This window comes from Saccharothrix tamanrassetensis (assembly GCF_014203665.1).
Taxonomy (GTDB): Bacteria; Actinomycetota; Actinomycetes; order Mycobacteriales; family Pseudonocardiaceae; genus Actinosynnema; species Actinosynnema tamanrassetense.
Genome location: NZ_JACHJN010000007.1, coordinates 99,742 through 125,963, shown reverse-complemented (window position 1 = coordinate 125,963; position 26,222 = coordinate 99,742). Strand labels below are relative to the sequence as shown.

At 70.7% G+C, this 26,222-nt stretch carries 27 protein-coding genes; 10 read left to right on the top strand and 17 right to left on the bottom strand.

What is annotated here, in order from left to right:
• Nucleotides 1-258 precede the first annotated feature (258 nt).
• From FHS29_RS22675 to FHS29_RS22665, 3 genes are all read right to left on the bottom strand, one after another.
• Complete coding sequence (locus FHS29_RS22675; protein WP_184693606.1) at nucleotides 259-726, bottom strand: GNAT family N-acetyltransferase; 468 nt, start codon at nucleotides 724-726, stop codon at nucleotides 259-261.
• 127 nt (nucleotides 727-853) lie between these two features.
• Entirely contained in the window at nucleotides 854-1,834 is a 981-nt protein-coding gene (locus tag FHS29_RS36335; RefSeq protein WP_221456485.1) for an SEFIR domain-containing protein, read from the bottom strand.
• A 96-nt stretch (nucleotides 1,835-1,930) separates the two neighbouring features.
• Complete coding sequence (locus FHS29_RS22665; protein WP_184694126.1) at nucleotides 1,931-2,881, bottom strand: magnesium transporter CorA family protein; 951 nt, start codon at nucleotides 2,879-2,881, stop codon at nucleotides 1,931-1,933.
• Nucleotides 2,882-2,985: 104 nt separating this feature from the next.
• Between FHS29_RS22665 and FHS29_RS22660 the strand changes: the two genes are divergently transcribed.
• Entirely contained in the window at nucleotides 2,986-3,873 is an 888-nt protein-coding gene (locus FHS29_RS22660) for a DUF2268 domain-containing putative Zn-dependent protease (protein ID WP_184693604.1), read from the top strand.
• A gap of 84 nt (nucleotides 3,874-3,957) precedes the next feature.
• Here FHS29_RS22660 and FHS29_RS22655 read toward each other — a convergent pair whose 3' ends face one another.
• Entirely contained in the window at nucleotides 3,958-4,617 is a 660-nt protein-coding gene (locus FHS29_RS22655) for a response regulator transcription factor (protein ID WP_184693602.1), read from the bottom strand.
• A gap of 243 nt (nucleotides 4,618-4,860) precedes the next feature.
• Between FHS29_RS22655 and FHS29_RS22650 the strand changes: the two genes are divergently transcribed.
• From FHS29_RS22650 to FHS29_RS22635, 4 genes are all read left to right on the top strand, one after another.
• Complete coding sequence (locus FHS29_RS22650) at nucleotides 4,861-5,730, top strand: universal stress protein (RefSeq protein ID WP_184693599.1); 870 nt, start codon at nucleotides 4,861-4,863, stop codon at nucleotides 5,728-5,730.
• A gap of 28 nt (nucleotides 5,731-5,758) precedes the next feature.
• The gene (locus tag FHS29_RS22645; protein WP_184693597.1) at nucleotides 5,759-8,101 is read left to right on the top strand and encodes a phosphoketolase family protein; all 2,343 of its coding nucleotides are present in this window, start codon (nucleotides 5,759-5,761) and stop codon (nucleotides 8,099-8,101) included.
• Nucleotides 8,101-9,189 (top strand): acetate/propionate family kinase, encoded by a 1,089-nt coding sequence (locus tag FHS29_RS22640; protein ID WP_184693595.1) that lies wholly within the window; start codon nucleotides 8,101-8,103, stop codon nucleotides 9,187-9,189. Before FHS29_RS22645 ends, FHS29_RS22640 begins: the two co-directional genes overlap by 1 nt.
• Nucleotides 9,190-9,396: 207 nt before the next feature.
• Entirely contained in the window at nucleotides 9,397-10,092 is a 696-nt protein-coding gene (locus FHS29_RS22635) for a GNAT family N-acetyltransferase (RefSeq protein ID WP_184693593.1), read from the top strand.
• Nucleotides 10,093-10,164: 72 nt separating this feature from the next.
• Here the strand turns inward: FHS29_RS22635 and FHS29_RS22630 are convergent, their stop codons facing one another.
• From FHS29_RS22630 to FHS29_RS22600, 7 genes are all read right to left on the bottom strand, one after another.
• Entirely contained in the window at nucleotides 10,165-10,734 is a 570-nt protein-coding gene (locus tag FHS29_RS22630) for a carboxymuconolactone decarboxylase family protein (protein WP_184693591.1), read from the bottom strand.
• A gap of 221 nt (nucleotides 10,735-10,955) precedes the next feature.
• Nucleotides 10,956-11,348, bottom strand: a complete 393-nt coding sequence (locus tag FHS29_RS22625; protein WP_312865046.1) for an HNH endonuclease — start codon at nucleotides 11,346-11,348, stop codon at nucleotides 10,956-10,958.
• A 259-nt stretch (nucleotides 11,349-11,607) separates the two neighbouring features.
• Nucleotides 11,608-12,195 (bottom strand): hemerythrin domain-containing protein, encoded by a 588-nt coding sequence (locus FHS29_RS22620; RefSeq protein WP_184693589.1) that lies wholly within the window; start codon nucleotides 12,193-12,195, stop codon nucleotides 11,608-11,610.
• Nucleotides 12,192-13,409 carry a hypothetical protein gene (locus FHS29_RS22615; protein ID WP_184693587.1) on the bottom strand — a complete coding sequence of 406 codons (1,218 nt, stop codon included), beginning with the start codon at nucleotides 13,407-13,409 and terminating at the stop codon, nucleotides 12,192-12,194. The genes FHS29_RS22620 and FHS29_RS22615 overlap by 4 nt, the downstream gene beginning before the upstream one ends.
• A gap of 181 nt (nucleotides 13,410-13,590) precedes the next feature.
• A complete protein-coding gene (locus FHS29_RS22610; protein ID WP_184693585.1) occupies nucleotides 13,591-14,103 on the bottom strand; it encodes a hypothetical protein in 513 nt (170 codons plus the stop codon).
• Between the two features lie 79 nt (nucleotides 14,104-14,182).
• Nucleotides 14,183-14,878, bottom strand: coding sequence for a phosphodiesterase (locus FHS29_RS22605; RefSeq protein ID WP_184693584.1), 696 nt, complete (start codon nucleotides 14,876-14,878; stop codon nucleotides 14,183-14,185).
• 436 nt (nucleotides 14,879-15,314) lie between these two features.
• Nucleotides 15,315-16,085, bottom strand: a complete 771-nt coding sequence (locus FHS29_RS22600) for a universal stress protein (protein ID WP_184693582.1) — start codon at nucleotides 16,083-16,085, stop codon at nucleotides 15,315-15,317.
• Between the two features lie 208 nt (nucleotides 16,086-16,293).
• Here FHS29_RS22600 and FHS29_RS22595 point away from each other — a divergent pair, with 208 nt between their 5' ends.
• The 4 genes from FHS29_RS22595 (at nucleotide 16,294) to FHS29_RS22580 (ending at nucleotide 18,647) form a co-directional block, all read left to right on the top strand.
• Nucleotides 16,294-16,737, top strand: a complete 444-nt coding sequence (locus FHS29_RS22595; protein WP_184693580.1) for a DUF6292 family protein — start codon at nucleotides 16,294-16,296, stop codon at nucleotides 16,735-16,737.
• Nucleotides 16,738-16,960: 223 nt separating this feature from the next.
• A complete protein-coding gene (locus FHS29_RS22590) occupies nucleotides 16,961-17,329 on the top strand; it encodes an STAS domain-containing protein (protein WP_184693578.1) in 369 nt (122 codons plus the stop codon).
• An 89-nt stretch (nucleotides 17,330-17,418) separates the two neighbouring features.
• Entirely contained in the window at nucleotides 17,419-17,931 is a 513-nt protein-coding gene (locus FHS29_RS22585; RefSeq protein ID WP_184693576.1) for a hypothetical protein, read from the top strand.
• 320 nt (nucleotides 17,932-18,251) lie between these two features.
• A complete protein-coding gene (locus tag FHS29_RS22580; RefSeq protein WP_246440703.1) occupies nucleotides 18,252-18,647 on the top strand; it encodes a hypothetical protein in 396 nt (131 codons plus the stop codon).
• 219 nt (nucleotides 18,648-18,866) lie between these two features.
• Here the strand turns inward: FHS29_RS22580 and FHS29_RS22575 are convergent, their stop codons facing one another.
• Together FHS29_RS22575 and FHS29_RS22570 are read right to left on the bottom strand one after the other, a co-directional pair.
• A complete protein-coding gene (locus FHS29_RS22575) occupies nucleotides 18,867-19,634 on the bottom strand; it encodes a GAF and ANTAR domain-containing protein (RefSeq protein ID WP_184693574.1) in 768 nt (255 codons plus the stop codon).
• A gap of 168 nt (nucleotides 19,635-19,802) precedes the next feature.
• Nucleotides 19,803-20,234: an STAS domain-containing protein gene (locus FHS29_RS22570; RefSeq protein WP_184693572.1), complete on the bottom strand. Its 432-nt coding sequence runs from the start codon at nucleotides 20,232-20,234 to the stop codon at nucleotides 19,803-19,805.
• Between the two features lie 586 nt (nucleotides 20,235-20,820).
• On the opposite strand from FHS29_RS22570, the gene FHS29_RS22565 reads away from it, so the two are divergent.
• On the top strand, nucleotides 20,821-21,780 hold the full coding sequence (locus FHS29_RS22565; protein WP_184693570.1) for an anti-sigma factor RsbA family regulatory protein: 960 nt from the start codon (nucleotides 20,821-20,823) through the stop codon (nucleotides 21,778-21,780).
• A gap of 122 nt (nucleotides 21,781-21,902) precedes the next feature.
• Here FHS29_RS22565 and FHS29_RS22560 read toward each other — a convergent pair whose 3' ends face one another.
• Genes FHS29_RS22560 through FHS29_RS22550 form a run of 4 tightly spaced genes read right to left on the bottom strand, consistent with a single transcriptional unit; the run spans nucleotide 21,903 to nucleotide 26,086 of the window.
• A complete protein-coding gene (locus FHS29_RS22560; protein WP_184693568.1) occupies nucleotides 21,903-23,384 on the bottom strand; it encodes a PP2C family protein-serine/threonine phosphatase in 1,482 nt (493 codons plus the stop codon).
• Between the two features lie 5 nt (nucleotides 23,385-23,389).
• Complete coding sequence (locus FHS29_RS22555) at nucleotides 23,390-24,112, bottom strand: GAF and ANTAR domain-containing protein (protein WP_184693565.1); 723 nt, start codon at nucleotides 24,110-24,112, stop codon at nucleotides 23,390-23,392.
• Nucleotides 24,113-24,162: 50 nt separating this feature from the next.
• Nucleotides 24,163-24,411, bottom strand: coding sequence for a LamB/YcsF family protein (locus FHS29_RS38675; protein WP_512700869.1), 249 nt, complete (start codon nucleotides 24,409-24,411; stop codon nucleotides 24,163-24,165).
• 4 nt (nucleotides 24,412-24,415) lie between these two features.
• On the bottom strand, nucleotides 24,416-26,086 hold the full coding sequence (locus FHS29_RS22550; protein WP_184693563.1) for a cellulose binding domain-containing protein: 1,671 nt from the start codon (nucleotides 26,084-26,086) through the stop codon (nucleotides 24,416-24,418).
• Nucleotides 26,087-26,222 lie beyond the last annotated feature (136 nt).

Here is a 26,222-nt window from a genome sequence, read left to right as displayed (position 1 = left end):
CGGATCAGACTCAGGGATCGGACTCAGGGATCGGACTCAGAGGAATGAACCCAGGAGAATGAACCCGGAGGAATGAGCCCGGCGAGTGAACCCGGTCATACGGCACTGCGTGTCACCCCGAGCCCCGAACGGCCGGCCGGAGGGGGCAGTTCGCGGGCCGGAGTGTCCACTTCGGACGTCGGACGCGGACGACCCCGGCGCTGTGGGGGTGTTCTTCCACGGCTGGCGACCACATCGGCGGCCACAGCCGCCGGTCCCTCAGAACGTCAGCCGGATCACGATCTCGCCGTCGTCGACCTGGCCGGTGGGCACGAACCCGAACTTCCGGTAGAACGGCCACGGTTCGCCGTAGCCGGGTTGGTAGCTGGTCAGCAGTTCGGTCCCGCCGTCAGCCCGGACCAGGTCGATCACCTGCGTCAACGCCGCCCGCCCGAAGCCGCGCCCCTGGTGCTCGCGGTCGATCAGCAGCCGCCACAGGTAGTACGGCCCGAGGACGCCCGGCCGGCCGGGCGGCACGTTCCAGCTGAGCATCACGAACCCGACCGGTTCGTCCCCGGCGTAGATCGCGCGGTACCAGGGCTCGGCCTCGGGCGTCGCGGCGGCTTCGTCGAGCGACTCGGTCACCGAGTCCACGAACTGCCGCTGACCCGGATGGACCCGCAGCGCACACACCGCCGCCCGGTTCCGGTCGGTGATCTCACGCAGGTGGACCTGTGGCGCAGTCATGCCCCGCGATTATCCGCCCCGGTCAACGCCCGCCGATGCCACGCGACATCACCCGGCCGGATGGACGCCGCAGGCCCGGCGCTCGACGCTGGAGGAGCGGGGCCGGCAAGGCCGTTCGCGGAGCCGGTCAGGGGATGGCGTTGGTGATGCCGATGAGCTGCCCCTTGCGCCGGACGCTGTCCAGCAGGCTGCTGACCCGCAGCACGGTGAGGTCCGACGGGATCCGGTACTGGACGGCGTAGCTGATGAAGTTGGCCGCGCCCATCTCCTCGCGCACGCGGTGGGCGGCGCTGCCCGTCGCGTCGCGCAGTCGGAGGTAGGCCTCCCGCCACTCGTCCACCCGCTGCCGGTCCTCCGGTCGCGAAGGCGGTTCCAGCTCGGCGACCAGCCGACAGGCGCGGGAGATCGCTTCGTGCAGCGCTTCGAACGCCGCCCCGGCGGTGCGCCGGCTGGAGAGCTTCCACCAGTTGAGGCCGCTCATCGCGGCGGCCTGCTGGTCGAACACGGGCGGCACGAAGGCGCAGACCTCGTTGACCTCGGCGACGTACTCCTTGAGCGACCGCACCAGCACCGTGCCCGTGCCGTCCACCGATATCGGCCCGAGGTACGGGCCGCGCTGCGGCATCTCGTAGCGGGGCGAACCGGTGAACGCGACGAGCAGGCTTTCCATCCCCGCCAGCGTGAACTCGGAAACGACGTAGTGGGTGCGCGAATGGGCGCCCAGGAACACCGGTATCTCGTCCACCGAACGGCCGGGCAGCACGACCGGCAGCACCCGGGCGGTCTCGGCCGGCAGGTCGCGGGTCAGGTTGTCGCGGATGATCGCCGCCTCGAACCGCGATCCCCGCCCTTCGTGCGGCGGCCCCGCGCCCTCCGCCCGCCGCTTGTAGGCCGGCGAGGCGATCACCAGGATGAAGTCGGCCTTCTCCAGCTGGTCGATGGCCCACAGCGACCAGTCCTGCCGCTTCCCCTCGTACCAGCGGTCGAAGTGGGCGTCCACACCCGCCTCCACCCGCAGGAACGTGACGAACCGGAGCACGAGTTCCTTGTGCTCCTCGGAGTCGTGCGCGTACGACACGAAGACCCTGGGCGCCTCGGAGTCGGACATCGCCCAATAGTGCCTCAAGCGGCCGGCTCCCGGTCGGACGAGGCGAGGCGCGCCGCTACGACCGCGGCACGTGCGGCCACCGGTCGGCGTCCGCGGTCAGAGCCAGTCCCGTCGTTTGAACAACGCGTAGAGCCCGCCCGACACCAGCAGGATCGCGACGGTGGACACCCAGAAGCCCCACGGTTGGTCGTAACCCGGGTACGGCACGTTCTGCCCGTAGAAGCCGGTGATCGCGGTCGGCACGGCGATGATCGCCGCCCACCCGGTCACCTTCTTCATGATCAGGTTGAGCCGGTTGCTCTGGATGTTCAGCTGGGTCTCGCGGATGGTCGCGACCGTCTCCCGCAACGACTCCGTCCACTCCGTGGCGCGCAGCACGTGGTCGTAGACGTCCTGGTAGTACGGCATCATCGAGTCGTTCACCTGTTCGTGCCGCATCAGCGCGTTCACCACCTCGCGCATCGGCAGCACCACCCGGCGCAGGAGCACCAGGGACTTGCGCAGCTCCAACGCGCGGCGCTGCATGTCGCGGCTGTCCGGGTGGTCGGAGAACAGCAGGTCCTCCAGCTCCTCGATGTGGTCGTCCAGCGCCTGCACGGCCTCGAAGTGGCTGTCCACCACGGCGTCCAGCAGCCCGTGCGCGAGGAACCCGACACCGTTCCCGGCCAGCTGCGGGGACTCGTCCCACCGGGCGGTGACGACGCCCATGTCGAACCGGTCGTCGGCCCGCACGGTCACCAGCGCCTGCCGGGTGAGGAACGCGGACAGCTCGGACGTGACCAGCTCCCCGGACGGACCGTCCAGCCGCACGGCGTACGCGGACAGGAAGCAGTGCGTGTCGTAGCGGTCGAGCTTGGGCCGTTCGTGCGGGTGCAGCGCGTCCTCGACGGCCAGTTCGTGCAGACCCAGCTCGTCGGCGATCTCCACGAGGTCCGCCTGCGACGGGCCGCACAGGTCCACCCACACCGTGACGTCCTGGTCCCGCAGGCGCTCGGACAGCTCGTCGACGGGGAACCCCTCGGCCTCCAACACCCCGTGGCGGTACATCCGGGTACTTGACACGAACCCAGCGTAACCGCCGGGGTGTCAGCGGGTGGCAGGAGTCCAAAGGATTTGAATCTCCGGTTGCTGGAGAGTTTAGCGTCCCGGTCATGACGATCACGGTTCTGGACACCTACCCGGCCATCCGGGGGATCCTGCGGTCACCGCTGTCCGAACGGCCTGGTCTGCTGCGCGCCATGCTGGAACCCGCCGCGGGCATGTACCGGTACTTCCCGGGCGAGGTCGACCTCGTCGAGATGCACCGGATGGGTTCGGGGTTTCCGCTCGACCGCGACGAGAAGCGGTGCGAGGAGGCGCTGGAGGCGTTGCACGACGCCGACGCGTGGGGCCGGATCGAGCGGGCGCTCGACGAGGCCGTCGCCGTGCAGCTCGCGGCGACCCCGGGTATCACCGTGCCGGACATCACCGTGCTCGTCGTGCTCGGCGACCCCGGCGACGCGCATTTCACGGGCACGACCCTGGGTATGACGGCGAACGGCAGCGTGTCCGGCTACCTGTTCCTGAACTTCTGGCCTTACCCGGAGAACCTGGCGCGGCTGGAGGCGACGGCGGTCCACGAGCTGAACCACAACCTCCGCTACAGCCCCGGCGCCGTCGTGTGGGATCCGGCGACGGTCACGGTGGGGGAGCAGGTGGTGTCCGAGGGGCTGGCCGACGCGTTCGCCCGTCAGCTGTGCGGCGACGAACTCGGGTACACGCGCATCGGCGTGCCGCACCTGGACGACGAGGCGGTGTTCGCCAAGGTCGTCTCCGGCCTGGAGGTGACGGGAATGCGGGACTTCGCGGCGTGGGTGCACGGTGACGCGATCGCCGCCCGCTACGGCGCGACCCCGGTCGGGCTGCCGACCGGCGCCGGCTACGCCGTGGGCAACCGGCTGGTGGACGCCTACCTGGCCGCGACGGGCCACACCGCGGCGGAGGCGCTGCTGACGGACAGCCGGGAGGTGATCGACACCGCGCTGGACCGGATCGCCTGATCCACCTCCCGCCTCGGGTCCTCGCCGCTCCGGCGGGATCGTCGCCGGAGCGGCCTACGCCGGAGCCGCCTGAGCCGGAGCGGCCTAGCCGTCCTCGTGCGCGGAGGGGTGGGGTTTGCGCAGGCGGGTGGCCAGGACGGCGGCCTGGGTGCGGCGTTCGAGGCCCAGCTTGGCCAGCAGGTGCGAGACGTAGTTCTTGATCGTCTTCTCGGCCAGGAACATCTGTTCGGCGATCTGCCGGTTGGTCAGGCCGTTGCCGATGTGGTCCAGCACGACGCGCTCCTGTTCGGTCAGCATCCGGGTCGGGTCGCCTTCCGCGCGTTCCCGGCGGATGCGGTTGAGCAGGGCGGAGGTGGAGCGGGCGTCCAGCAGGGACTCTCCGGCGGCGACCGTCCGCACGGCCTCGACCAGGTCGTGGCCGAGGATGCGCTTGAGGACGAACCCGGACGCGCCGGCCATGATGGCGTCGAACAGCGCCTCGTCGTCGGTGAACGAGGTCAGCATCAGGCACTTCAGGTCGGGCACCCGGGACCGCAGCTCGCGGCACAGCTCGATGCCGTTGCCGTCGGGCAGCCGCACGTCCAGCACCGCCACGTCGGCACCGCTGACCGGCACCCGTGCGACCGCCTCGGCCACCGAACCGGCCTCGCCGACGACCGCCAGGTCCTCCGCGCTGTTGAGCAGCTCGCGGACGCCGACCCGGACCACCTCGTGGTCGTCCACCAGGAACACCTTCGCGCCCACCACGTCCACCTCGCTGTCGCCGTCGCTTCCGATCCTGACCTTCGCCGATCCGGGCCGCCACCGGACAGGGTCGAAAGGCCTTGTGCCCGGTGTCACCCGGCAGGTCGTTCCGGGCGCTGTCCGGAACGCGGTCGAAGGGCCTCGTCAGGCCGGGACCTAGGACCGCTGCCCGAGGTCACCCGGCTGCCTAGCGTCGGAGTGGTCGACGGGCGGGTTCGGGTTACTTCGGAAAGGATCGACCTCATGAGCGTTCCGATCGTGGTCGGTGTGGACGGTTCGGCATCGGCCCTGTCGGCGGTGGAGTGGGCCGCCGAGGAGGCCGGCCGCCACCGCGTGCCGCTCAAGCTGGTGCACGCCTACCTGATGCCCTCGCGCGGCTACCCCGAGCTCGTGCTGACCGGGCACGAGGTGCGGCAGGCGCTGGAGGACCAGGGACGGCAGTGGCTGGCCGAGGCGGAAGCCGCCGCCCGTGCCGCGGCCGACGTCGAGGTCACGGTCTCGCTGGAGCACTCGGGCGCGGCGGGCGCGATGGTGTGGGAGTCGAAGCGGGCCCGGCTGGTGGTGCTCGGGTCGCGCGGGCTCGGTGGTTTCACCGGCCTGCTGGTCGGGTCGGTCGCGGTGGCCGCCGTGGCGCACGGCGAGTGCCCGGTCGTGGTGGTGCGGGACTCGGTGCCCGCCGAAGGCCCCGTCGTGGTCGGTGTGGACGGGTCACCCGCCAGTGAGCAGGCGGTGGCGTTCGCGTTCGACGCGGCGTCGACGCGCGGGGCGGTGTTGAAGGCCGTGCTCGCCGGGAGCGACTTCGTGGTGGACGGGCCGTACGGCGACCGGCTCGCCGTCGACTGGGCGGCGGTGGAGGACGAGGAGCGCCGCGTGCTGGCCGAACGGCTCGCCGGGTGGCAGGAGAAGTACCCGGATGTCAGGGTGGACAGGGTGGTGGTCCGCGAACGGCCGGCGCGTGCGCTGCTGACCTCGGCGGCGGACGCCCAGCTGCTCGTCGTGGGCAGCCGTGGCCGCGGTGGCTTCAAGGGGATGCTGCTCGGCTCGACCAGCCAGACGCTGGTCCACCACGCGCCCTGCCCGGTGGCCGTGGTGCGCCCGCCGGCCGTGGACTGACCTCCGCTTTCGACGCCAGGGGAGAGAGATGTCGGAGATCACCGGATCGGACCTGTCGCTGGTCGACGCGTACTGGAGGGCCGCGAACTACCTCTCGGCGGGGCAGATCTACCTGCTGGACAACCCGTTGCTGGCCGAGCCGTTGACGCCCGCGCACATCAAGCCCCGGCTGCTCGGCCACTGGGGCACCACGCCGGGCCTCAACTTCGTCTACGCGCACCTGAACCGGGTGATCAAGGCGCGCTCGACGAACGTGCTGTTCGTGACCGGTCCGGGGCACGGCGGCCCGGCGTTGCTGGCGAACACCTGGCTGGAGGGTTCCTACAGCGAAATTTACCCGGACGTGCAGCGGGACGGGCACGGGATGCGGCGGCTGTTCCGGCAGTTCTCGTTCCCCGGCGGGGTGCCCAGCCACGTGGCGCCGGAGGTGCCGGGGTCGATCCACGAGGGCGGTGAGCTGGGGTACTCGCTGGCGCACGCGTTCGGTGCGGCGTTCGACAACCCGGACCTGCTGGTGGCGTGCGTGATCGGCGACGGCGAGGCGGAGACCGGCCCGCTGGCGGCGAGCTGGCACGGCAACAAGTTCCTCGATCCGGTGCGGGACGGAGCGGTGCTGCCGATCCTGCACCTCAACGGCTACAAGATCGCCAATCCGACGATCCTGGCCCGGATCCCGCACGAGGAGCTGGATGCCCTGCTGCGCGGCAACGGGTACGCGCCGTTCTACGTGGAGGGCGACGAGCCCGCCGCGATGCACTCCCGGATGGCGCAGGTGCTGGACGAGGTCCTGGACGGGATCCACCGCATCAAGACCTCCGGACGCACCGGGCGCCCGCGTTGGCCGATGATCGTGCTGCGCACCCCCAAGGGCTGGACCGGTCCGTCCGAAGTGGACGGCGTGCCGGTGGAGGGCACCTGGCGGGCGCACCAGGTCCCGCTGGCGGGTGTCCGCGACAACCCGGAGCACCTGGAACTGCTGGAGTCGTGGCTGAGGTCCTACCGGCCGGAGGAGTTGTTCGACGAGCACGGCGGCCCCCGGCCCGAACTGCTCGACCTGGCACCGACCGGTGACCTGCGGATGGGCTCGACGCCGCACGCCAACGGAGGTCTGCTGCTGCGCGAGCTGCGGTTGCCGGGCGTGGCCCCGCACGCGGTGGAGGTGACCAAGCACGGCACCACCAATTCGGAGCCCACGCGGGCGCTGGGCCGGATGCTGCGGGACGTGGTGGCGCTCAACGCCGAGCAGGAGAACTTCCGGCTGTTCGGGCCGGACGAGACGGCGTCGAACCGGCTGGACGCGGTGTACGAGAAGACCGGCAAGCAGTGGCAGGCCGAGGTGCTGCCGGTGGACGAGCACCTGGAGCACCACGGCCGGGTGGTCGAGGTGTTGTCCGAGCACCTGTGCCAGGGCTTCCTGGAGGGCTACCTGTTGACCGGGCGGCACGGGCTGTTCAACTGCTACGAGGCGTTCACGCACATCGTGGACTCGATGTTCAACCAGCACGCCAAGTGGTTGAAGGTGCACCGGAAGTTGGCGTGGCGGCGCCCGGTGGCGTCGTTGAACTACCTGTTGTCGTCGCACGTGTGGCGGCAGGACCACAACGGGTTCTCCCACCAGGACCCGGGATTCATCGACCACGTCATGAACAAGAAGGCCGAGGTCATCCGGGTCTACCTGCCGCCGGACACGAACACGCTGCTGTCGGTGGCGGACCACTGCCTGCGCAGCCGGGACTACGTGAACGTGATCGTGGCGGGCAAGAACCTCACCCCCGACTGGCTGGGGCCGGAGGAGGCGGCGCTGCACTGCGCGCGCGGTGCGGGTACCTGGGACTGGGCCGGCACGGCCGAGGGCGAGCCCGACGTGGTGCTGGCGTGTGCGGGTGACGCGCCGACGATGGAGGTCCTCGCGGCGGCGGCGTTGCTGCGTGAGCACCTGCCCGAGTTGCGGGTGCGAGTGGTGAACGTGGTGGACCTGATGCGGTTGCAGCCGGACACCGAGCACCCGCACGGCATGTCGGACCGTGAGTTCGACGCGCTGTTCACGCCCGACAAGCCGGTCATCTTCGCCTACCACGGCTACCCGTGGCTGATCCACCGCCTGACCTACCGCCGGACCAACCACAGCGACATCCACGTCCGCGGTTACAAGGAGGAAGGCACCACCACGACCCCGTTCGACATGCTGGTGCTCAACGACATGGACCGCTACCGGCTGGTCATCGACGTCGTCGACCGCGTCCCCGGCCTCGGCCCCAGGGCCGCCGGCCTGCGCCAGCACATGCAGGACCAGCGCACCCGCCACCACGCCTACATCCGCGAACACGGCGAGGACCTGCCCGAGATCCGCGACTGGGCCTGGCCGTACTGATGCGCGGCGTGCTGGTGGTCAACGCGGGCTCGTCGAGCCTGAAGCTGTCCGTGCTGGGCGAGGACGACGAGGTGCTCGCCGAGCGGCACCTGGAGCGGTGGGACGGGACCGACGGGACCGACGGGATCGCCGACTTCCTCGCCGACGCGCCCGACGTGGCCGCCGTGGGTCACCGGGTGGTGCACGGCGGACCGGACTTCGGCACGCCGGTCGTGGTGGATGCCAGGACGCGCGAGGACATCGAACGGCTGACCGACCTAGCTCCGCTGCACCAGCCACGTGCGTTGGCCGGTATCGACGCCGTGTCGGGGCTCCTGCCGAACGTGCCGCAGGTGGCGTGCTTCGACACGGCGTTCCACCACACCATGATCGCTGCCGCGTCCACCTACGCCCTGCCCGCGCGGTGGCGCGAGGAGTGGGACCTGCGCCGGTACGGCTTCCACGGCCTGTCGCACGCCTACGCGTCCCGGCGTGCCACCGAACTGGCCGGTGGAGGTTCCCGCGTGGTCACCTGCCACCTCGGGGCGGGGTGTTCGTTGGCGGCGGTCCGTGACGGGCACTCGGTCGACACGACGATGGGCTTCACCCCGCTGGCCGGTCTGGTGATGGCCACGCGCAGCGGAGACGTGGACCCGGGTCTGCTGGTGTGGCTGCTGCGCGACGAGAGGCTGGACGTGGAGGAGTTGGCGGACGGCTTGGAGCACCAGTCCGGTCTGCTCGGCCTGGCAGGCAGCGCCGACCTCCGGGACGTGCACCGGGCCGCCGACTCGGGGTCGCCCGACGCGGCTCTGGCGCTGAAGGTCTTCGTCCACCGGTTGCGGCAGGGCATCGCGGCCATGACGGCCTCCCTGGGCGGCTTGGACCTGCTCGTGTTCACCGGTGGGGTCGGCGAGCACGACGCGGTGGTGCGCGACCGGACCGTCGAAGGGCTCGGCTTCCTCGGCGTGACGCTGGACGCCGAGCGCAACACCTCGCGGACGGGTGACGCCGAGGTGAGCGGTGCGGAGTCGGCGGTCGGCGTCTGGGTGGTCGAAGCGCGTGAGGACGTGGAGATCGCGAACGGGGTCCGTCGAACGCTTGACGCTTAGCCGGGCAGGTGCCGGCCGCCACGAGAGCTGGTTGTCCCCAGCGTGGCGGTGGGGTGGCTCTGGGGACGTTCGATGCGTACGCGGTCCACAGTGCCCTGCTCACCATGTGGGAGCACGGCAGCGGCGATGGACAGCCGGTCGTCGGTGAACGCATGATTCGCTGGTTTGCGAACTATGCGACGAGCTGCTGCAACGAGGACTCTCCACATGTCGTCACCCTTGGACAACCCCGCGTGGGCGTCGCTGACCGGCGCGCACGCACGTTTCGCCGAACAGCACGGACAGGTGCTGCGCTACCAGCCCGACGTGGCGCCGTTCCTGGCGTTGCCGGTCGACCCGGACGAGCGGCTGTGGGACGACATCGCCACGCTCGCCGGTCCCGGCGAGGTCGTGCTGATCAGCAACGCCTCGGTGGACCCGCCGCCGGGGTGGGATGTCGTGTTCCGGGGCGCGGGTGTGCAGTTGGTCGACGACGGTGTGCGTGCCGCCGAAGACCCCGAGGCCGTGCGGCTGACCGCGGCGGACGTGCCGGAGATGCTCGACCTGGTGGAACGCACCAGACCCGGCCCGTTCCGGCCGCGCACCATCGAGTTGGGCAGCTACCTCGGGATCCGGCGCGGCGGCCGGCTGGTGGCGATGGCCGGCGAACGGCTGCACCCGCCGGGGTGGACCGAGATCAGCGCGGTGTGCACCGACGAGGAGTTCCGAGGCCGAGGCCTCGGAACCCGGCTGGTGCTGGCCGTGGCGGCGGGGATCCGGGCGCGCGGCGAGACACCGATGATGCACGCCTCGGCGGACAACACGAACGCGATCCGGCTGTACGAGTCGTTGGGTTTCCGGCTGCGACGACGTTCGGAGTTCCTGTCGGTCCGCGTCCCGCTCACGGAGGCGGTGTTGACGTGAGCGGGCCCGCCGAACCCCTGCCGCCCACTGGTCGCCGGCCCGGTCGGCGACGTCGTGGTTGGTGCGTTGCGGCTAACAGTCCGCTGGACTGCTCGGGGTAGAACCGAGGTAGCCGTTCCGGAGGATGCGCTTCGCCGTTTCGGCGTAGAACGGGGGATCCTGCGGCACCAGCGTGCCGAGCCCGTCCACGTACCGGTTGTACATGCTGAATGCCGCCGCGATCAGCACCGTGTCGTGAATTTCGACGTCCGTGGCCCCTTCGGCGCGTGCCTCGTCCACGAGCACGGTGGTGACTTTGCGCCCCGATTCCCGGACCGCGGCGGCGATCCGCAGCAGTGCCCGCAGCTTGCCGGGGATCGGTGCACCGTCCAGGTCCGACAGTACCTCCCTGACCAGCGCCATCCCGTCTTCCAATTGTGCCGCCGCGATCGCCGAGTGCGAGTCGCAGCAGAACTCGCAGCCGTTGAGACCGGACACGTAGGCGGCGATGAGTTCACGCTCGCCCGGCGGCAACGAGTGCGGAGCCCGCAACAGGATTTCGGCCAGTCGGTTGAGCGGCCCGGCGGTCTCGGGCCGGAATCGCAACGGCCCGGTGATCCCAGGATATAAGCTCTCGTCAACGCCAAGGTCGATATGGGCCATGGCCACCAAGCTAGTGCCAGGATTCCAAGTCGCCTGCCCCAGAACGGCCCAACCGGCCATCGGCCACGCGTCGCAGTCGGCTGCGCTTGAGCCGAAGGCGCCCGCGCGCGGCGACGGACCGCTACCTGACGGCTACCCATCGCGCATTGTGCGGACGAGTCGGCCGGTAGATGGCGCGGTTGGGGCGCCGACGAAACCGGCCCCTGTGCGAATGGCGGGAGCTACCCGGGTTGACCCGCCGCCGCAGGCGCCACGTCCGGTTCGTCCGCGGTTGACAGTCCGAGCGCTGTCCGGACCTCGACGTGGCGGAGCAGGAACGCCCGCTCGTCAAGCCGCTTGCGGCGGAGCCACCCGGTCACCTCGGTGTTGCACTTGCTCGTGTTGCAGGTGCGGCAGGCGGGCACCACGTTGTCGAGCGTGTAGCGCCCGCCGCGCGAGATGGCGAGTACGCAATCGCGCTGCAACGGCTGGTCGGTCGCACCGCAGTACGCGCAGCCACCCCAGGCGGTTCGGAGCGTGGTCCACTGCTCGTCGGTCAGGTCGTGCTCGACCCGGTCCATCCGGCGTTGGCGTCGGCGGGCCGCTCGTGCCCTTCGACTTCGGTTGACCGCCACCCGGGCAGCTTAGCCGGCACAGGGCGCACGTCGGCGGGTGAAGGCCCGGCGCCACGCCGTCGACCCGGCGAACCCGGGCGAGTACGTCGCCCTGCGTTGATCTCCGGCTCCGGCCCTCCGATCTGCTGAATCCGGGTCCGGTGGAAACCCGCGGTGTCCCTTGGTTCCGGCCGGCGATCCACCCGAAAGGATGACCTGACGGCGACTCCGGCGACGTGACGACGACGGGGGAGGAGCAGTGGCCTCACAGGGGTCTGGGCTACTTCCCCTGGTCGGCCATGGTCGATCGCACCGCGTCCTTGACCCGGTCGAACAACGCGGTCGCCGGACCTTCCGCGAGGTCGGCGGCGGCGGACTCGGTGCCGGGGTGCGGGTGGGTGGGCGCGGCCTGCTCCGCTGTGCGGACGAGTTCGGCCATGCTGCGCAGCTGGTCCGCGTCGTAGTGCTGCCGCAGGTAGCGGAACTCGTAGGCTTCCTCGTGGTGGGCGTGTTCCAGGACGGCGACGCGCAGCAGGGCCAGTCCGGGGAGGAAGTCCGGATCGTCGGTGCCGAGCGACTCCAGGCGGGCGAGTTGTTCCTTGGCCTCCCGCTCCTCGGCGAGGCGGTCCGCCACGATGTCGTTGCCGCTTTCGATGCCGCGGCGCGCGGCGGGGTGGACGACGATCTCCTCGGCGGTCTCGTGGACGGCGAGCAGCCGGACCAGGCGGGCGAATGCGTCCGCGCGCTGCTCGTCCGCGGCCGACTGGACCTCGGTGAACAGGTCGCGGATCTGCATGTGCTGGCCGATCAGCAGTTCCACGACGTCGGCTTCGCGGTCCGGGGCGTCCGGTCGGGTGGAGGTGGTCATCGTGCCACCTCGGTGCGCTCCTGGCGCAGTTCGGGCACGGGGTGCTCGCCGTCGGTGGAGTGGCGGTAGTCGGTGCCGTACTGCTCGCGGTGCATGTCGATGACCCGCTCGCTCGGTGGCAGCTCCCCGCCCATCAACGCGTCCTGCATGGCCTCGAACCGCTCGTGCGCCTCCTGCACGTAGCCGGTGCCCAGGGTGGTGAGGTCGATCTGGGTGTCCAGCAGTTCGCGCAGGTATTCCTTGTTGGGCTCGAAGGTCACCGGGGCGGGCAGTTCGGGTGCGAGGACTTCCTCGGGCTCTCGTTCGTCGTAGGAGCGCATGAGGTCGCAGGCGAGGTGCAGGTGTTCCAGCTCCATGTTCAGGTGGAGTTCCCAGATCGCCTTGATCCGGGGATCCGATTCCGTCTCCATGAACGAGTAGTAGAGGTAGCACTCGTTGTACTCGTGGTTGACCAGCCGCTCCCACCACGTCTCGCCCGGGTCTACCAGGGACTCGTAGTGGGTGACGTGCTCCTCTTCGATCAGGCCGATCTCCTGGTAGAGCTGTCGGGCGATGGGCTCCATGTACTCGGGCCCGACGTTCATGTAGAAGTTCATGGTCTGCTGCTCGGCCGACATGATGGTCAACGCGTGCAGCTTGGAGATCGGGGCCGCGGTGCTGCGGTCGTAGGGCGCGCGGACGTTGTCGGCCGGGTGCCGGTGGTGGTACTTGGTCGGCCGTCCGGGGATGACCTCGGTGAGGTCGTCGACGATCTTCTGCGCCTTGCGGCGCTGGATCATCTCGTAGAGGTTGGCGTAGCGGTAGAGGTGGTCGAAGTCCTCCAGCACGCCGAACTGGTAGGCCTGCTTCAGGTACGGGTCGGGCTCCATCCGGGCGACCCAGGCGGTGAGGTCGACGGCGACCTGCTCGTAGGCGATCGTGGTCTCCAGGGCCGAGGAGGCGCCCGGCAGCAGCCAGTTGACCGCTTTCTGCTGCTGCTGCTCCAGGTAGCGCACCTCGGCCAACTGCTTGCTGACCTCGATGTCCAGGCAGTTCCGCGCGAACTGGTGGCTGAACATCACCGCCTCGACCTCGATGCCGTTCATGGTGATGATCCGGCAGCGGGTGTACGGGTCGGTGCCGTCCGGGTCGATCGGCTCCACGTCCAGCTCACGCCAGTTCCGTACCTGGCGGTCCAGCGGGATGCCACGGTGTTCGAGCGGGTTGAAGCTCATCGGGTCCGTCCATTCACGTCGTGGGTTCGTCTTGCGGATTCCCCGCACACCGCGGTCGACACCAGGTCCAGCGACGGCCACGCGCCCAGCAGTGCGTCCGGCTCGCTGCGGGTTCGACCCGATCGACGGGCAGGGGGGAGGGGCGGCCGTCGGGCCACTGCCGTGACCGGGTCGGCTCCGGTCACGGCAGTGGCCCGACGTCGGACTTCCGCCCTGGACGCAGCGCGGCGTGGCGCTGCCCCGGACCGGGCCCTCCGCGCGCGGCCAGCGCGTCGGCGACCACACCGGTCGTGAAGGCGTACACCGCCTTGTGCGCCACGTCCACGATCAGCTCCGATCGCGGCCAGCTCTGCGGCGGGGCGCCCACGCCGGTGGCGTTCTCCAGGATCTGGTCGTTGCTCAGCCGCACGACCGCGAACATCGCCGACGCGACCGGACCGCGCATACCGGCGTTCGCCATGAGGGACCGGACCACGCCGATCAGCGCACCTTGGCCGAAGTGCATGGCCAGGTTGACCGCGCCGGATCGCCGCCCCTGCCGCTCGCGCACCCTGAGCAGCCGCTCCAGGACCCTGGCGGGCACGTACGAGTTCGGCCTTCCGGTCACCCGCTGTTCGACCTTCTCGGCCACGGTCATGACGGCCGTGCCGGCCAACCCGGCGACCAGGCCCTGTCGCAACGCGTTTCTCAACATGGCTGCCGAGTACCCGTCACCACGCTGTCCATGTCGGACGCCGGCGGTGAAAGCGCGCCACGCCATCGCCGATCGCGCCTCAGACGTCGTTGCCGGGCGCCCCTCGTGCGCGTTGGGAGGCGCGGTAGGCGGGCCCGCGCAGCCGGTTGAGCCGGCCGCACGGGCGGAACCGGTCCAGGGCGTGGGCGACGACGTCGAAGCTGGGATCGGCGGCGTCGCGGCGGGGGCCGCCCAGGGTGAGGGTGGCGACCGGCTGCCACGGCCCGGTCGGCTCGGCCACCATGATGCGGAAGGTCCTCCGTGCGGCCAACACGGCCAGGTCGACCGGAACGCGGCGATGCGGGTCGGCGGGGACCGCGGCCAGTATCCGGCGTCGGTCGCCGACCCGGTACGGCAGCAGCGACGTGTACGTCGTGGCGAAGTCACGGCGCGGCGTCAACAGGTGACGCAGGACGGGCCGGCTGCCGGTCGTCGCGAGCGCCAGGTCCAGCGGGGCACCGGGGCCGCCGGCGTCGTCGATGCGGACGGCGAGGCCCAGCACGTCCGGTAGACCGCCCGGCGTCGGGATCGCCTTGGACAAACGCACCTGCGCCGGGTGCTCGCCCGGCTCGTCGAGTAGCGGCACGCCGTAGCGCTGGGTGCCGGCCACCGCGAACACGGCGTCGAACACCACCCCGCGCGGGTGGAACAGGCGGGCTCCGCGCAGCGCGGCACCCCACCCGACCACTGTGGTGACAGCCCGGGTCAGCCCGGACGACACGGGCCGGCCGGTCACCGGTCGCCCCTTTCTTCCGCAGCGGCGGTTCGACGTCGTCCCGGCACAGTCCCGCACCGTGCGTCCATGGCGACCTCCACATCGGCCCCGACGTGGGTTCCCCGCAGAGTGGCGGCCACACCCGGACGACGCCGGTTGCCCGGCGCCGACTCCGGGGGGAGTGCGGCCGGGGAAGTGCATCGGGGGAGTGCGGCCGGGGAATACAGGCAGCCTCCGGCCGCGCTGGGGGAGGCAGCGACCGGAGGCGGGTTGAGGGGTCGGCGCGGCGGTCGCCTCTCGGCGAGTGGCTCGACGCGGCTCCAGCCGAACGGTATTCCGCGAAGGCGCTAGGTGAGGCCCGGGGACACGGACCGCACCGACCACTCATCACAACGGCGGGACGTGTGGTGGTGTTCCCGTTCGGGAGTGCCCTTCGTCTCACCCACCCGCGACCGCCTCATTGCGAGGGGATGAGCACCGGGCACGACGAGTGGTAGAGAGCGGTCTTCGCGATCCTGCTCAGACCCCCGTCCCTCCCGCGCCCGACCACGAGCAGGTCGCCGACCGGCGCGGCCACCACCTCGTGGGGCCGGCGTCGGTCCAGCACGACCGCCGGCTCCAGGTCGTGGGCGACCACCCGCAGGAACTCCACCGCTCGGCGGAGTGGCCGGTCGTCCGGGGTGGTGGACTCGGCGGCACCGCCGAAGTCGGGGTGCAGGTGCAGCAGGCGGACGCTCGACCCGAACGCGCGGCAGGTCTCGGCCGCGACGAGCAGCACGCCGCTGTCGCCGGCACCGCCCACGGCGGCGGTCACCACGCCGTGCTCGCCCCGCACCGCGGTCGGCAAGCCCCTCGTGACCACCAGCGTGCTGGACGTCGAAGCGACCGCCGCGCCGATCGTGCGCGGGTGGAACGGCTCACCGTGGCGACCGACGACCAGCGTGGCGCAGTCGAGCGACCGCAGAGTCCCCAGGTCGCCGCGCCGGAAGCGCAAGGGCGTGCCGGCGCGCCGACGCACGAGCGCGCGGGTGACCCGCTCGCCGACCCCGACGACCACCAGTTCGGCGCCGAGCGCGGCGGCGTGCCGGGCGGCCCACGCCAACGCGAGCCACGCGGCGTCCGAGCCGTCCACGCCCACCATCACCGATCGGGTGACCCCGGTGCCGAGCGGTGCGCGCACCGGCAGCGGCGCCCGCCCGATCGGTTCGGCGTCAGTCGTTCCGACCACGCTGCCCCCTTCCCGAAGGGCTGCGGCTGTGCAGCTCCACTGTTCCCGCCCGGTTCGATGAACGCCAGTGCAACCGGCCGTTCGTGGCGGACCTGAATCGACGTAGTCGGCCGAACGGGTTCTTTTTCCCGCCGGGCGGGTACACGGTCGGGGCGTCAAGCAGTCGGCGCATCGACACCCGGGGTCGGGTGGAAGGCGGCGATGCGCGATGGAGCTGGATTTCGACGACGCCTTGGCGCGAGGCCTGCGCGGCTACGTCCGGCTGGTCACCGAGGAGTTGGGGCTGACCGGCGAGTGCTCGTACGTGCAGGCCGAGCGACCTGCCGGCGCGTACCTGGCGCTGGAAGGCCGGTTGCGGGAGTTCCCGGGCCGGGACGTGGCGCTGCTGTGGGACGAGGAACGCGGCTGGTCGGTGGCGGTGGAGACCTCCAGCGGCGAGGACCTCATCGTCCAGGCGCACCTCGGCGCGGACGTCGTACCCGCGCCGAGGGCGGTCGCCCGTTGGGTGGGCAAGTTGTTCCGCGGCGGACTCCGGGGTGAACGGAATGCCACGTCGTCCCAGGGAGCGCCGCGCGAGGCGCATGACGATCTCGCTGGTCGTCTGGCGCCGTATGCGGCTGCCGCACTCGTGCCGGCGACGCACAACGCTTGAGTCCGGTGCGAGGTAGCGGATCGGTGCGGGGTTCAGTGGCGGCGCGGACCTTTGGCTGAACGGATGAATCACACGCCCCGATGCGCAGGTGAGGTACGGCCGGGCAAACGGGCGTGTCTCAGCCGCGAGGTAGCGGAACGCTCACAGCGGGAGTTCGCCTGTCCACCGCCGGGCAACGCCCACCGAGTGCGGCACGGCTGTCACAGAACGATGAGAGGGTCACATGACCGAGCGCACCACTCGTCCCGCGGCCGGCACTCGGCTGGAGCACGGCATCTCGCTGATCCGCGTGTCCGGTGCCCTCGACAGCGGGTCTCAGCAAGCCGTCACCGCCGAACTGGACACCGCCTTCGACACGCACCCGGACTCGATCGTGCTGGACCTGCGTGACGTCGACTTCCTGGGATCGGCGGGCATCGGCCTGCTCGTCAACGCCCGGCACCGGGCCGCCCGACTGGACGTCCCGTTCGCCGTCGTCGCGGACAACCGCTCCGTGCTGCGTCCCTTGCGGGTCAGTCAGGTCGACGGTGCGCTACCCCTGCACCCGACGCTGGAGGACGCGCTCGCGGCGGTGCGGCTCGCCGCCACATGAGCCGGGCCACTTGAGCCGGCCGGGTGAAGCCGTCCGGTGGCCGGCCGCGGCAGCGGTTCCGACCGGCGACCGGCGGGTACCTCGTTGGGGTGAATGACTTTCTGGGCATCTACCTCAGGGACCAGCTCGCGATGGGCGTGTTGTGGCGCGAGCTGGCGCGGCGGGCCCGACGCAACAACCGGGGCACCGAACTGGGGGAGGTGCTGGCCGGGGTTTCGACGGCGATCGCGGAGGACGTCGAGACGTTCCGATCGATCATGCAGCGGGTCGGGGCGCGCACCAACCCCGTCAAGAACGGGTTGGCACTCGGCGCCGAACGCCTCGGACGCCTCAAGCTCAACGGCCGGCTGACCTCCTACTCGCCGCTGAGCCGGTTCCAGGAGCTGGAGTTCCTCGCGATGGGGATCGACGGCAAGAAGCAGCTCTGGACCACCCTGCGCGACCTCGCCGGCCTCCAGGCACGCCTGCCCGACATCGACTTCGACCACCTGATCGAGCGGGCCGACCGTCAGCGAGCCGCCCTGGAGCCCTTCCGGGCACGTGCCGGGGTCGACGCGTTCACCAGGGCGACCACCGGCGGATCGTCGGGAACCTGGCCGTGACGCGTGACCGGGCCGACCGGACGAGGCGCTGAACCCTCCGTCCTCCCCGGATCGGGCTCAGGCGTCCTCGGACGGATGCACTTCGACGATGTTCCTGATGTCCGGCATGGACACCGTGCCGTTCTGTTCTGATGCCCCTCTTCCGGTGTCGGTGTCGGATTCGGTCGCGGGAGGACGGGAATCGCGGATGACCACCTCGGTCGACCGCGACCAGGGCCGGGTGGTGTGTCCGACAACACGGCATCGCCCGACTTGGCGGCATCAGTCGGCGACAAGATCGATGATTGGTTGCGCCCGGCCTGAGTGGGTACACGTCCGACATGAGCACGGAAGACCTGAACTCGTATTCGGAACCCCAGTCCACCGGGGCGCCCGACGCGGTGGAGACCGACCCGGCGGGGCTGAACAGCGCCGAGGACCTGGACGAGGACCGGATCAGGAAGGACCCGCTGGAGTCCGGGATGGACCCGCCGGAGCAGTGGTCCGGCGTGACCAAGTACGGCATGACGCCGTGGGAGGAGTCCCACCCCCGTCCGCTGGCGGACCGGCTCGCCGAGGAACGACCCGACGTGACGGCGGACGAGCCGGCCGGCGAACCCGTCGGCGAACCCGTCGACCAGGAGGACGGCGTGGTGAGCCGGGACGCGGTGGACGACCCGGAAGCGGATACCCGCACCGAGGCCGCCCGGCGCGGTCAGGTGGCCGACGGCGACTGAGCCCGACCACGTGGACCCGGCTCAATCGAGCCCGAATACCTCGCGCCCGGCTCGCCCGGTGCCGGGATCACGTGAGCCGGTTCACTCGGGCCGGTGGTGGCGCGGCGCGGAGCAGCGACGACCGTTCCGGGGGCACCGCAGTGCCCCTCGACCGGGACGCGACTCGGTGTGACGCGCCGTGTCATCCGCTCGGGCGTCGCTGAGCCTCGCGCAGTGCCGTCAGCGGGCGTTGTGGGACGGCGGTGTCAGCTCGCCGGTGTGCACCAGTTTCTCGGCGAGGTCGCGCAGCTTGATGTTGGCCCGCTGGCTGGCCCGCATGAGCAGGGTGAACGCCTGGTCGCCGGTCAGCTTGTGGCGTTCCATCAGGATGCCCTTGGCCTGCCCGATCAGGTCGCGGGTCCGCATCGCCTCGGTGAGGTGCTCGCGCTCCTGGGCGGCTGCCAGGGCCACGGCGGCGTGGCCGGCGAACAGCGACCCGATGTGTCGGGACTCCTCGTCGAACGCCTCGACCTCCGGTGAGTAGAGGTTGAGCGCTCCGAGGTCGTCGTCCTGCACGAACAGCTGGAACGACAGCATGCTGGACACCTTCAACAGGCCCGCCCGTTCGGTGAACGCGGGCCACCGCGTCTCGCGGGAGACGTCGGGCATGCTGACGATCTTGTCCTTGAACAGCGCGTCGAGGCACGGACCCTGTCCGGTGTCGAACTGGGCTTGGTCGACCTCACCGGGCAGTGCGTCGGTTGTCGACACCGTCTGCACCTCGTGCTTGCCGACGACCGTCATGAGCCCTGCGTGCTGCGCGCCGGGAACGGTCTCCACCGCCGCGCGCACGATCTCGTCGAAGGTGTCCTGGGTGCCGGCCTGTTGGTGCAGGGTCCGCGCCAACTCGCTCAGGTGCGCTGCCAGGTCGTCGTAGTGGTTCCGGTCCTCCACTACGGTGAGCCGCCGGTTTTCCTTCCGGGAACCGCTGGACGGTTTGTCGGCCATGAACGCCCTTCGTCGTGTCGAGGGCACCCAGCCCCCTGTCTTGTTCCGCCGCCGGTGATGGCGCACAGCATCGCGCGTCGGGAAGAACCCTGCCCGACACCCGGAACGTCGGCTAGCCGAATCGGAAGTCCGGGACCAGTAGGTCACGGACCGGAGGCGGAGCCGGGGTCACGCCACTCCGGCGGACGACCGGTGCCTGGCCGCCCGCACACCGTCTGCCCGCACACCGTCTGCCCGCAGTGCGTCGAGCCCGGCCTGCACGGTGGGGTAGATCACCACCGCCTGACTCATGTGGGTGATCTCCAGGGGGCGCAGGACGGCGCGCCGGTCGGTCGCCACGGCCAGCGCCACACCGAGGCGCTGTGCGTGCGCGATGGCCTCCACCAGCAGTTGGATACCGGTCGACCCGAAGAAGTCGATCCCGGTGAGGTCCACGACGAGGCCGGCGGGCCGTTGGTGCAGCTGTTCGAAGATGGCCGCGCGGACCGGCTTCTCGCAGGCCATGTCGATCTCGCCGGTCACCCGGACCACGGCTGTGCCGTCGTGGAGGTCGACTCTGATGGTGGTCGCAGGTGAGGTTTCGGTGCAGGTGTCGCCCATGAGGCTCTCCTCGGTTGGTACGAGAACCAACAACCGAGCTACTGCTCAACCCGATTCGTCGCTCCGCACTGCGTGGTGTGGCGGCTGGACATCCCAACGGTACGACGTTGGTAGTGGAACCACAACCGCGTGCAGATACCGATCCGCACAACGGACAGCCTCGCACGAGCATCCTGTGAACGCCCGGTCGGGCAATCGGACCTTTTCGCTCCTGTGTCGGAAACGGACTATCCGCCTGCGACACCGTCGAATACGACCACGCCGCCATCGCGGAATGAACGCCTCTACTGTGGACAGCTTCTCCGCGGTTCACCGCTGTCTCGATTGGGTAGATCGTGGGTGGCGTCGTGTCCGGAGGCCTCGACGCCGCGCGGCCCACCACCGGATCCCGGAACGAGTCGGGGGTGTGGGTGCGGAGAGGAGTGGTGCTGGTGTGGCGTCGGTCGACCTCGATGTTTCCGCGGTACTGGACCCCGCCTGCGCTCGGTTACACTGAAGCTCCTTCTGCGGGGGCCGTCAGTACAGACGTCGCTGTCCGATCGTCGCTTCCGCGACGCCGGCCCGGCAAGTGCACAGAGTGGGCAGCATGACGACAAGTGCGAGAGCAGGCACACGTGGTTACGACCACGCGGCCGCCTGCTACCGCTCCTATGACGACCTGCTGGCCATCGTCGTCCCCTTCGTCGACGCGGGGCTGGACGCCGGTGAGACGGTCGTGGTCTCGCTGGACCGGGACAAGACCGAGCTGGTGCGCGCCGCGCTGCCGAAGGCCGCCGACATCGCGTTCCTCGTCGCCGACGACGTGTACGCCCGGCCCGCCGCCGCGATCAAGTCCTACCGGGAGCTGATGGCCGGTCTCGTGGCCGGCGGCGCGCGGCGGATCCGCATCTTCGGCGAGGTGCCCCGCTCGGCCCTGGGCGCCACCTGGGACTGGTGGGCGCGCTACGAGGCCGCGGTCAACCACATCTACGACGAGTTCCCGCTGCGCAGCATGTGCGGCTACGACGTCCGGGTCACCCCGCGGCACGTCCTGGACGACGTCGCGTCGACCCACCCGTTCGTGGTCACCGCCGACGGCCGCCACCTGACCAACGACCACTACGTCGAACCGCCGTCGTTCCTGTCCGTGTCGCGGCCGCTGACCGACTACCCGATCCAGCTCACGCCACCGCTGGTCGACTTGATCGATCCGACGCCGATCGCCGCCCGACAGGCCGTGCTGGACGCCAACCGGAGCGGGCTCACGTCCGAAGAGGTCGACGACATGCTGCTGTCGGTGACCGAGGTCGTGACCAACGCCAATCGCCACGGCAGCCCACCGGTCCGGGTGCGGCTCTGGTCGGACACCGAACGGCTGGTCGTCACCGTCCACGACCGGGGCACGGGGCCCGGCGACCCGTTCGCCGGGCTGCTGCCCGCGCCGAACCGGTCCACCGGCGGGTTCGGGCTGTGGTTGGCCCACCAGCTGTGCCACCACGTCGCCTTCGCCCGCGACGAGGACGGCTTCACCATCCGCCTCACCATGGGCGACCCCGACCGCGGTTGAGCACCACACCCGGTATGCCGGTCGTACCGGCGCACGCGGACGTCGGCCGAACCCGGTGACACGGGCCGGCGCACCGGGTCGGCGCAGCGGACCGGGCTGCGGGTCGGCTCGGGTGTACCGCCTCAGCGTCCGTCGGGTCGTCCGGGCAGCAGCTTGCCGGGATCGGTCCAACGGGCCAGCACGACGGTGGCATCGTCCCGCAGGGTGCCGCCCTGGTGGGCGAGCACGGTCCGGATGAGCCGCCGGGCGGATTCGGGCGGGGGGTTGCCCTCGTCCGCTTCGCGTCGCAGGAAGTCGGCCAGTCCGGTGTCCCCGAACGGCTCGCCGTGGGCGTCGCGGGCTCCGGTGATGCCGTCGGTGTGGAGGACGAGCCAGTCCGCGGGTCGCAGCACCTCCTCGGCGATGTCCGGTGCGGCGACGCCCAGGCCGAGCGGTGGGATCCGGCCGGCGGTCAGCGGCTCGACGACGCCGCCTTCGCGCATGACCAGTGGCCGGGGGTGGCCGGCGTTGAGGTACCGCAGCCGCCCGGTGGCCAGGTCGATCTCGGCGAGGACCGCGGTGGCGAACGCGCCGTCGCCGAACTGGCGGCTGATCGCCGCGTCGATGGCACGGGCCTGTTCGCGCAGGCCGTGCCCTGTGCGGCGGGCTCGGCGGTGGGCGGCGAGCGCCGTCGCGGCGATCAGGGCGCTGCGCAGGTCGCGACCCGCGGCCTCCAGGACGATCAGCGTGGCGGTGGTCTCGGAGAGGGCGTAGTCGAAGGCGTCGCCGTTGACGTCGTAGCTGGGGTGGATCGCGCCGCTCACCACGAAGTTGTCCACGCCCGCGGTCAGCGGCGGCAGCAACGACCAGATCACCTCACCGCTCACGGTCCGCGGCGATGGTTGACGCAGGACGTCCACGGCATCCCCGTACCGGGTGAGCTGGGGGACCAGGTGTCCCGACAGGATGGACAGCCAGCGGCATTGGGCGTGCAGCTCGGGGTCGTCCAGGGCGGCTGCGGTATCGACCTCGACGTCCAACACGCCCAACCGCTCCACACCGTCCAGCAGCGGCACCCACAGCCGGGGGTGGCCGTCCTCCCGCGTCGGCACGATCTCCCCCTGCCGGAACGCATGTCCGGCCGGCGTGGTGTCCAACCCCAGTGCTTCGCCGTGGTGCACGCCGTCGCCGTGGGCAGGCCAGGGGTGCAGCTGACGCGTGCCGTAGTCGATCAGGTACATGGTGATCCGCACGGCCAGGGCTCGGGCAGCGGCGTCGAGCACGGCGGGCAGCCGGTCGGGCGGGGCCAGCTCCGCTCCTTCGAGCAACGCCACCAGTGCGGACAGCGGCCTGCTCCGGGGCTTGGTCGTGCGCGCCGGGCGGCTGTAGTCCGCGCGGTGGGGCGGGGTCAACTCGTCCAGGCGCTCGTTGACCGCGTGGGCGAGGATGTCGCGCTGGAGCGGGGGCAGTCCGCTGATCCCGTGCACGTAGGCGTCGATGTCGATCAACCCGACCTCGCCGCCCAGGGCGAAGTAGCGGATCCAGAGCTCGTCGATGGTGAGCTGGGCGTGCCGGAGCGCGGTGGTGATGCTGTGCTGCTGCCTGTCGGCGTGTTCGGTCGTCATGGTCGTCAGCGGGGCCGGCGGATCGTCGACTGCACGAGGTGCTCGGACGCTTGGCGCAGCGTCTCGCGGCGTTGTCGCGCCGTGTCGGCCAGCGTCAGGAACGCGGTCCGCTCGTCCGCGCCGTCGCGGGCCATGATGACACCTTTCGCCAACGTGATCACGTCCCGCCCGCGCATCGCCTCCCGGAGGTCGTCGCTGACTCGCCGCGCGTCCTCCCTGGTGCGCATGTTGGCCAGCAAGATGCCTGCCTGACTCGCGAACATCGTCAACAAGTGCTCCTCCCGCTCGCCGTAGACACCGGCCTCGGGTGAGTACACCTTCATCGCACCCATCGCCTCCTCACCGACGACCATGGGCGCGCTGAGCGCCGAACGCAGACCGACCCCCGTCATGGCCTGGACCCAGTCCGGCCAGCGGCCGTCGCGGTCCAGGTCGTCGATCCGCACCACGGTGCGCTCTTCCCACGCCGCCAGGCACGGCCCCTGGCCCAACTCGTACTGGAGGTGGTCGGCCCGCTCGACCACGGCATCGGTCGCCGCCGCGGTGACCCGGTTGCCGTCCGGGTCCAGCAACGTGATGCCGGCTCCGACCGTGCCGGGGAAGGTCTCCTTCGCCAACGCGGTGATCTGCGTCAACGCGGTGTTCACCGTCTCGGTCGACAACAGCAGTCCGGAAACCCGGACGAACACCGCCGCCAGTTCGTCAGCCAGCGGCAATTCGGACTCCATCCAGCACCCGCCTCCACCCGGCCCGAGCCTGCCTCGCACAAGACGGCCCCTCATCCGGCCACATACCCGCCGCCACGCCGTTCTAACCAGAACGCAGGTGGGTCGACTGCGCCAACCGGCGCAACGACGTCGGTCACCGCCCGGTCGCCCGCTGTTCGGTCGAGCACGGCTTCAGCGCTTGACAGGACGGCTTCGGGCCTCCTACGGGGCACCAACGTGCCCACTGGCGGGTACGCGCGGTCCGCGACGGCACGCTGATCCCCGAAGGGGCGTGGGCCGGCCGAGGTCGGCCGGCCCACGGTGTCACGGTGTGACCGGGATGTTGGTCAGCCCGTTGACCGCCCGCGTCACGGTGTTCGACGCGTACACGACGTTGGGCAGACCCGAGCACTTGGAAGTGGAGGTGATCCTGATGGCGTACTGGCCCACGCCGCCGAGATCGGAACGGTTGTCGCGCCACACGTTGCCGCAGCCGTTGGCGAACGACGGCGTGGTCACCGGGTTGTGGGTCTCGTAGCCGTTGGCGAACGTACCGGGCGACGCGAACGTCCCCGTGTTGCCCTCGATGGTGTAGCTGACGCCCTTCACGTCGATCCACGAGTCCGCCGAGTTCTGACCGGAGATGCCCGTGCCGTTGAACGTGTTGCCCCGGATCACCCCGTTGAAGGTGCCCTCCTTGACGTCGATCGGCTCCGCCGCGATGTTCGGACCGATCCGGTTGCCCACCACCTGCACCCGGTCGCTGCGGTCCACACCGCCGGAGTTGCCGTGGCACGCCCAGTTCGAGTTGGCTGAGCCGATGTAGACGCCTTCGCCGTAGCCGGCCTGCACCAGCCCGGTGTCGGTGATCGTCGAGTCGCGCAGCACGCTGTCGGCCGATGAACGCCGGAAGTGCACGCCCTCCTCGTCCACGTGGTGCACGGACACCCGCGAGATCACCGTGTGGTGGGAGTTGTCGGCGACGATGCCCTTCTTGGACTCACGCACGGTGAACCCGCTCAGGTTCCAGTGGGGCGCGCCGTGCAGCCACAGCCCGTACCCCGGATCCCAGCCCGCCGTCGGCGTCGGGCAGCTCGGGCCGGTGCCGGACGGACCGTCGTTGACCAGCACGGCGTCGGCGGGACCGGTCAGCGTGATCGGGCCGGCCGCGGTGCCGGGCCTGGTGGTGGCGAACGAACCCCGGTACACCCCCGCCGCCAGGCGGATCGTCTGGCCCGGTGTCGCGTTCGCCAGCGCCGCCTGGAGCTGCGCGGCGGTCGACACGTCCACAGTGGAGCCGCCGCCGGACGGGCTGGTGGTCGCGCTGACCGGAGCGCTCGCGGTGGACGTGTTGCCCGCCGCGTCACGGGCGCGGACGCTGAACGTGTAGGCGGTGGCCGGCAGCAGTCCGGTGACGGTGGCGGAGGTCGAGGTGGAGGTCGCGACCACCGTGGAACCGGACAGCACCTGGTAGTCGGTGACACCGGTGTCGTCCGTGGAAGCGTTCCACGCCAACGACACCGAGCCGGCCGTCACGCCGGTCGCCCGCGGGCCGCCGGGAGCGGTGGGGGCCTGCGTGTCGGGAGCCGGGCCGCCGCCGCCACACGCCACACCGTTGACGGTGCAGCCGGTGGGCAACCCGAGGCCGGTGACGTTGAAGCCGAAGCTCGCGGTGCCGCCAGGGCGGATCCTGCCGTTGAAGCCCGCGTTGGCGAACCGGTAGTGCTGCCCGCTGCGGGTCAGCACGGAGTTCCACGAGTTGGAGACGGTGGAACCGGCCGGGAGGTCGAACTCCACGACCCAGCCCGCGCTGTCCGCGTCTCCGGCGTTGGTGAGCACGTACTTGCCGCCATATCCGGTGCTCCACACCGAGTCCTGGCTGAACGCGGCGGTCACGTTCGCCGCGGTGGCCTCGGCCGGTGCGGTGGCCTGGGCCGGTGCGGTGGGCAGGACGACCGCACACGCCACCACCAGAGCCGACAGACGTTTTCTCATGCCGAGGACACCCTTCGGAACACGGAGCTTGGGGCGTCGCGGCTTACACCCATGGTCCGGACCTTTATAAACACGGCCCGACCGGGAGTCAACGAATCGGCGGCACCGGCTGCGGCTGTTCGGATGGGTGAAATGG

What these genes read in the sequence shown, in the direction of transcription:
- FHS29_RS22570 (WP_184693572.1), bottom strand. Translation starts at nt 20,234, where the DNA reads ATGGGCGACACCTGCACCGAAACCTCACCTGCGACCACCATCAGAGTC.
- FHS29_RS22595 (WP_184693580.1), top strand. Translation starts at nt 16,294, where the DNA reads ATGGAGCTGGATTTCGACGACGCCTTGGCGCGAGGCCTGCGCGGCTAC.
- FHS29_RS22560 (WP_184693568.1), bottom strand. Translation starts at nt 23,384, where the DNA reads ATGACGACCGAACACGCCGACAGGCAGCAGCACAGCATCACCACCGCG.
- FHS29_RS22575 (WP_184693574.1), bottom strand. Translation starts at nt 19,634, where the DNA reads ATGGCCGACAAACCGTCCAGCGGTTCCCGGAAGGAAAACCGGCGGCTC.
- FHS29_RS22645 (WP_184693597.1), top strand. Translation starts at nt 5,759, where the DNA reads ATGTCGGAGATCACCGGATCGGACCTGTCGCTGGTCGACGCGTACTGG.
- FHS29_RS22590 (WP_184693578.1), top strand. Translation starts at nt 16,961, where the DNA reads ATGACCGAGCGCACCACTCGTCCCGCGGCCGGCACTCGGCTGGAGCAC.
- FHS29_RS22615 (WP_184693587.1), bottom strand. Translation starts at nt 13,409, where the DNA reads ATGAGCTTCAACCCGCTCGAACACCGTGGCATCCCGCTGGACCGCCAG.
- FHS29_RS22640 (WP_184693595.1), top strand. Translation starts at nt 8,101, where the DNA reads ATGCGCGGCGTGCTGGTGGTCAACGCGGGCTCGTCGAGCCTGAAGCTG.
- FHS29_RS22665 (WP_184694126.1), bottom strand. Translation starts at nt 2,881, where the DNA reads ATGTACCGCCACGGGGTGTTGGAGGCCGAGGGGTTCCCCGTCGACGAG.
- FHS29_RS22580 (WP_246440703.1), top strand. Translation starts at nt 18,252, where the DNA reads ATGAGCACGGAAGACCTGAACTCGTATTCGGAACCCCAGTCCACCGGG.
- FHS29_RS22660 (WP_184693604.1), top strand. Translation starts at nt 2,986, where the DNA reads ATGACGATCACGGTTCTGGACACCTACCCGGCCATCCGGGGGATCCTG.
- FHS29_RS22610 (WP_184693585.1), bottom strand. Translation starts at nt 14,103, where the DNA reads ATGTTGAGAAACGCGTTGCGACAGGGCCTGGTCGCCGGGTTGGCCGGC.
- FHS29_RS22650 (WP_184693599.1), top strand. Translation starts at nt 4,861, where the DNA reads ATGAGCGTTCCGATCGTGGTCGGTGTGGACGGTTCGGCATCGGCCCTG.
- FHS29_RS22565 (WP_184693570.1), top strand. Translation starts at nt 20,821, where the DNA reads ATGACGACAAGTGCGAGAGCAGGCACACGTGGTTACGACCACGCGGCC.
- FHS29_RS22630 (WP_184693591.1), bottom strand. Translation starts at nt 10,734, where the DNA reads ATGGCCCATATCGACCTTGGCGTTGACGAGAGCTTATATCCTGGGATC.
- FHS29_RS22550 (WP_184693563.1), bottom strand. Translation starts at nt 26,086, where the DNA reads ATGAGAAAACGTCTGTCGGCTCTGGTGGTGGCGTGTGCGGTCGTCCTG.
- FHS29_RS22620 (WP_184693589.1), bottom strand. Translation starts at nt 12,195, where the DNA reads ATGACCACCTCCACCCGACCGGACGCCCCGGACCGCGAAGCCGACGTC.
- FHS29_RS22555 (WP_184693565.1), bottom strand. Translation starts at nt 24,112, where the DNA reads ATGGAGTCCGAATTGCCGCTGGCTGACGAACTGGCGGCGGTGTTCGTC.
- FHS29_RS36335 (WP_221456485.1), bottom strand. Translation starts at nt 1,834, where the DNA reads ATGTCCGACTCCGAGGCGCCCAGGGTCTTCGTGTCGTACGCGCACGAC.
- FHS29_RS22635 (WP_184693593.1), top strand. Translation starts at nt 9,397, where the DNA reads ATGTCGTCACCCTTGGACAACCCCGCGTGGGCGTCGCTGACCGGCGCG.
- FHS29_RS22675 (WP_184693606.1), bottom strand. Translation starts at nt 726, where the DNA reads ATGACTGCGCCACAGGTCCACCTGCGTGAGATCACCGACCGGAACCGG.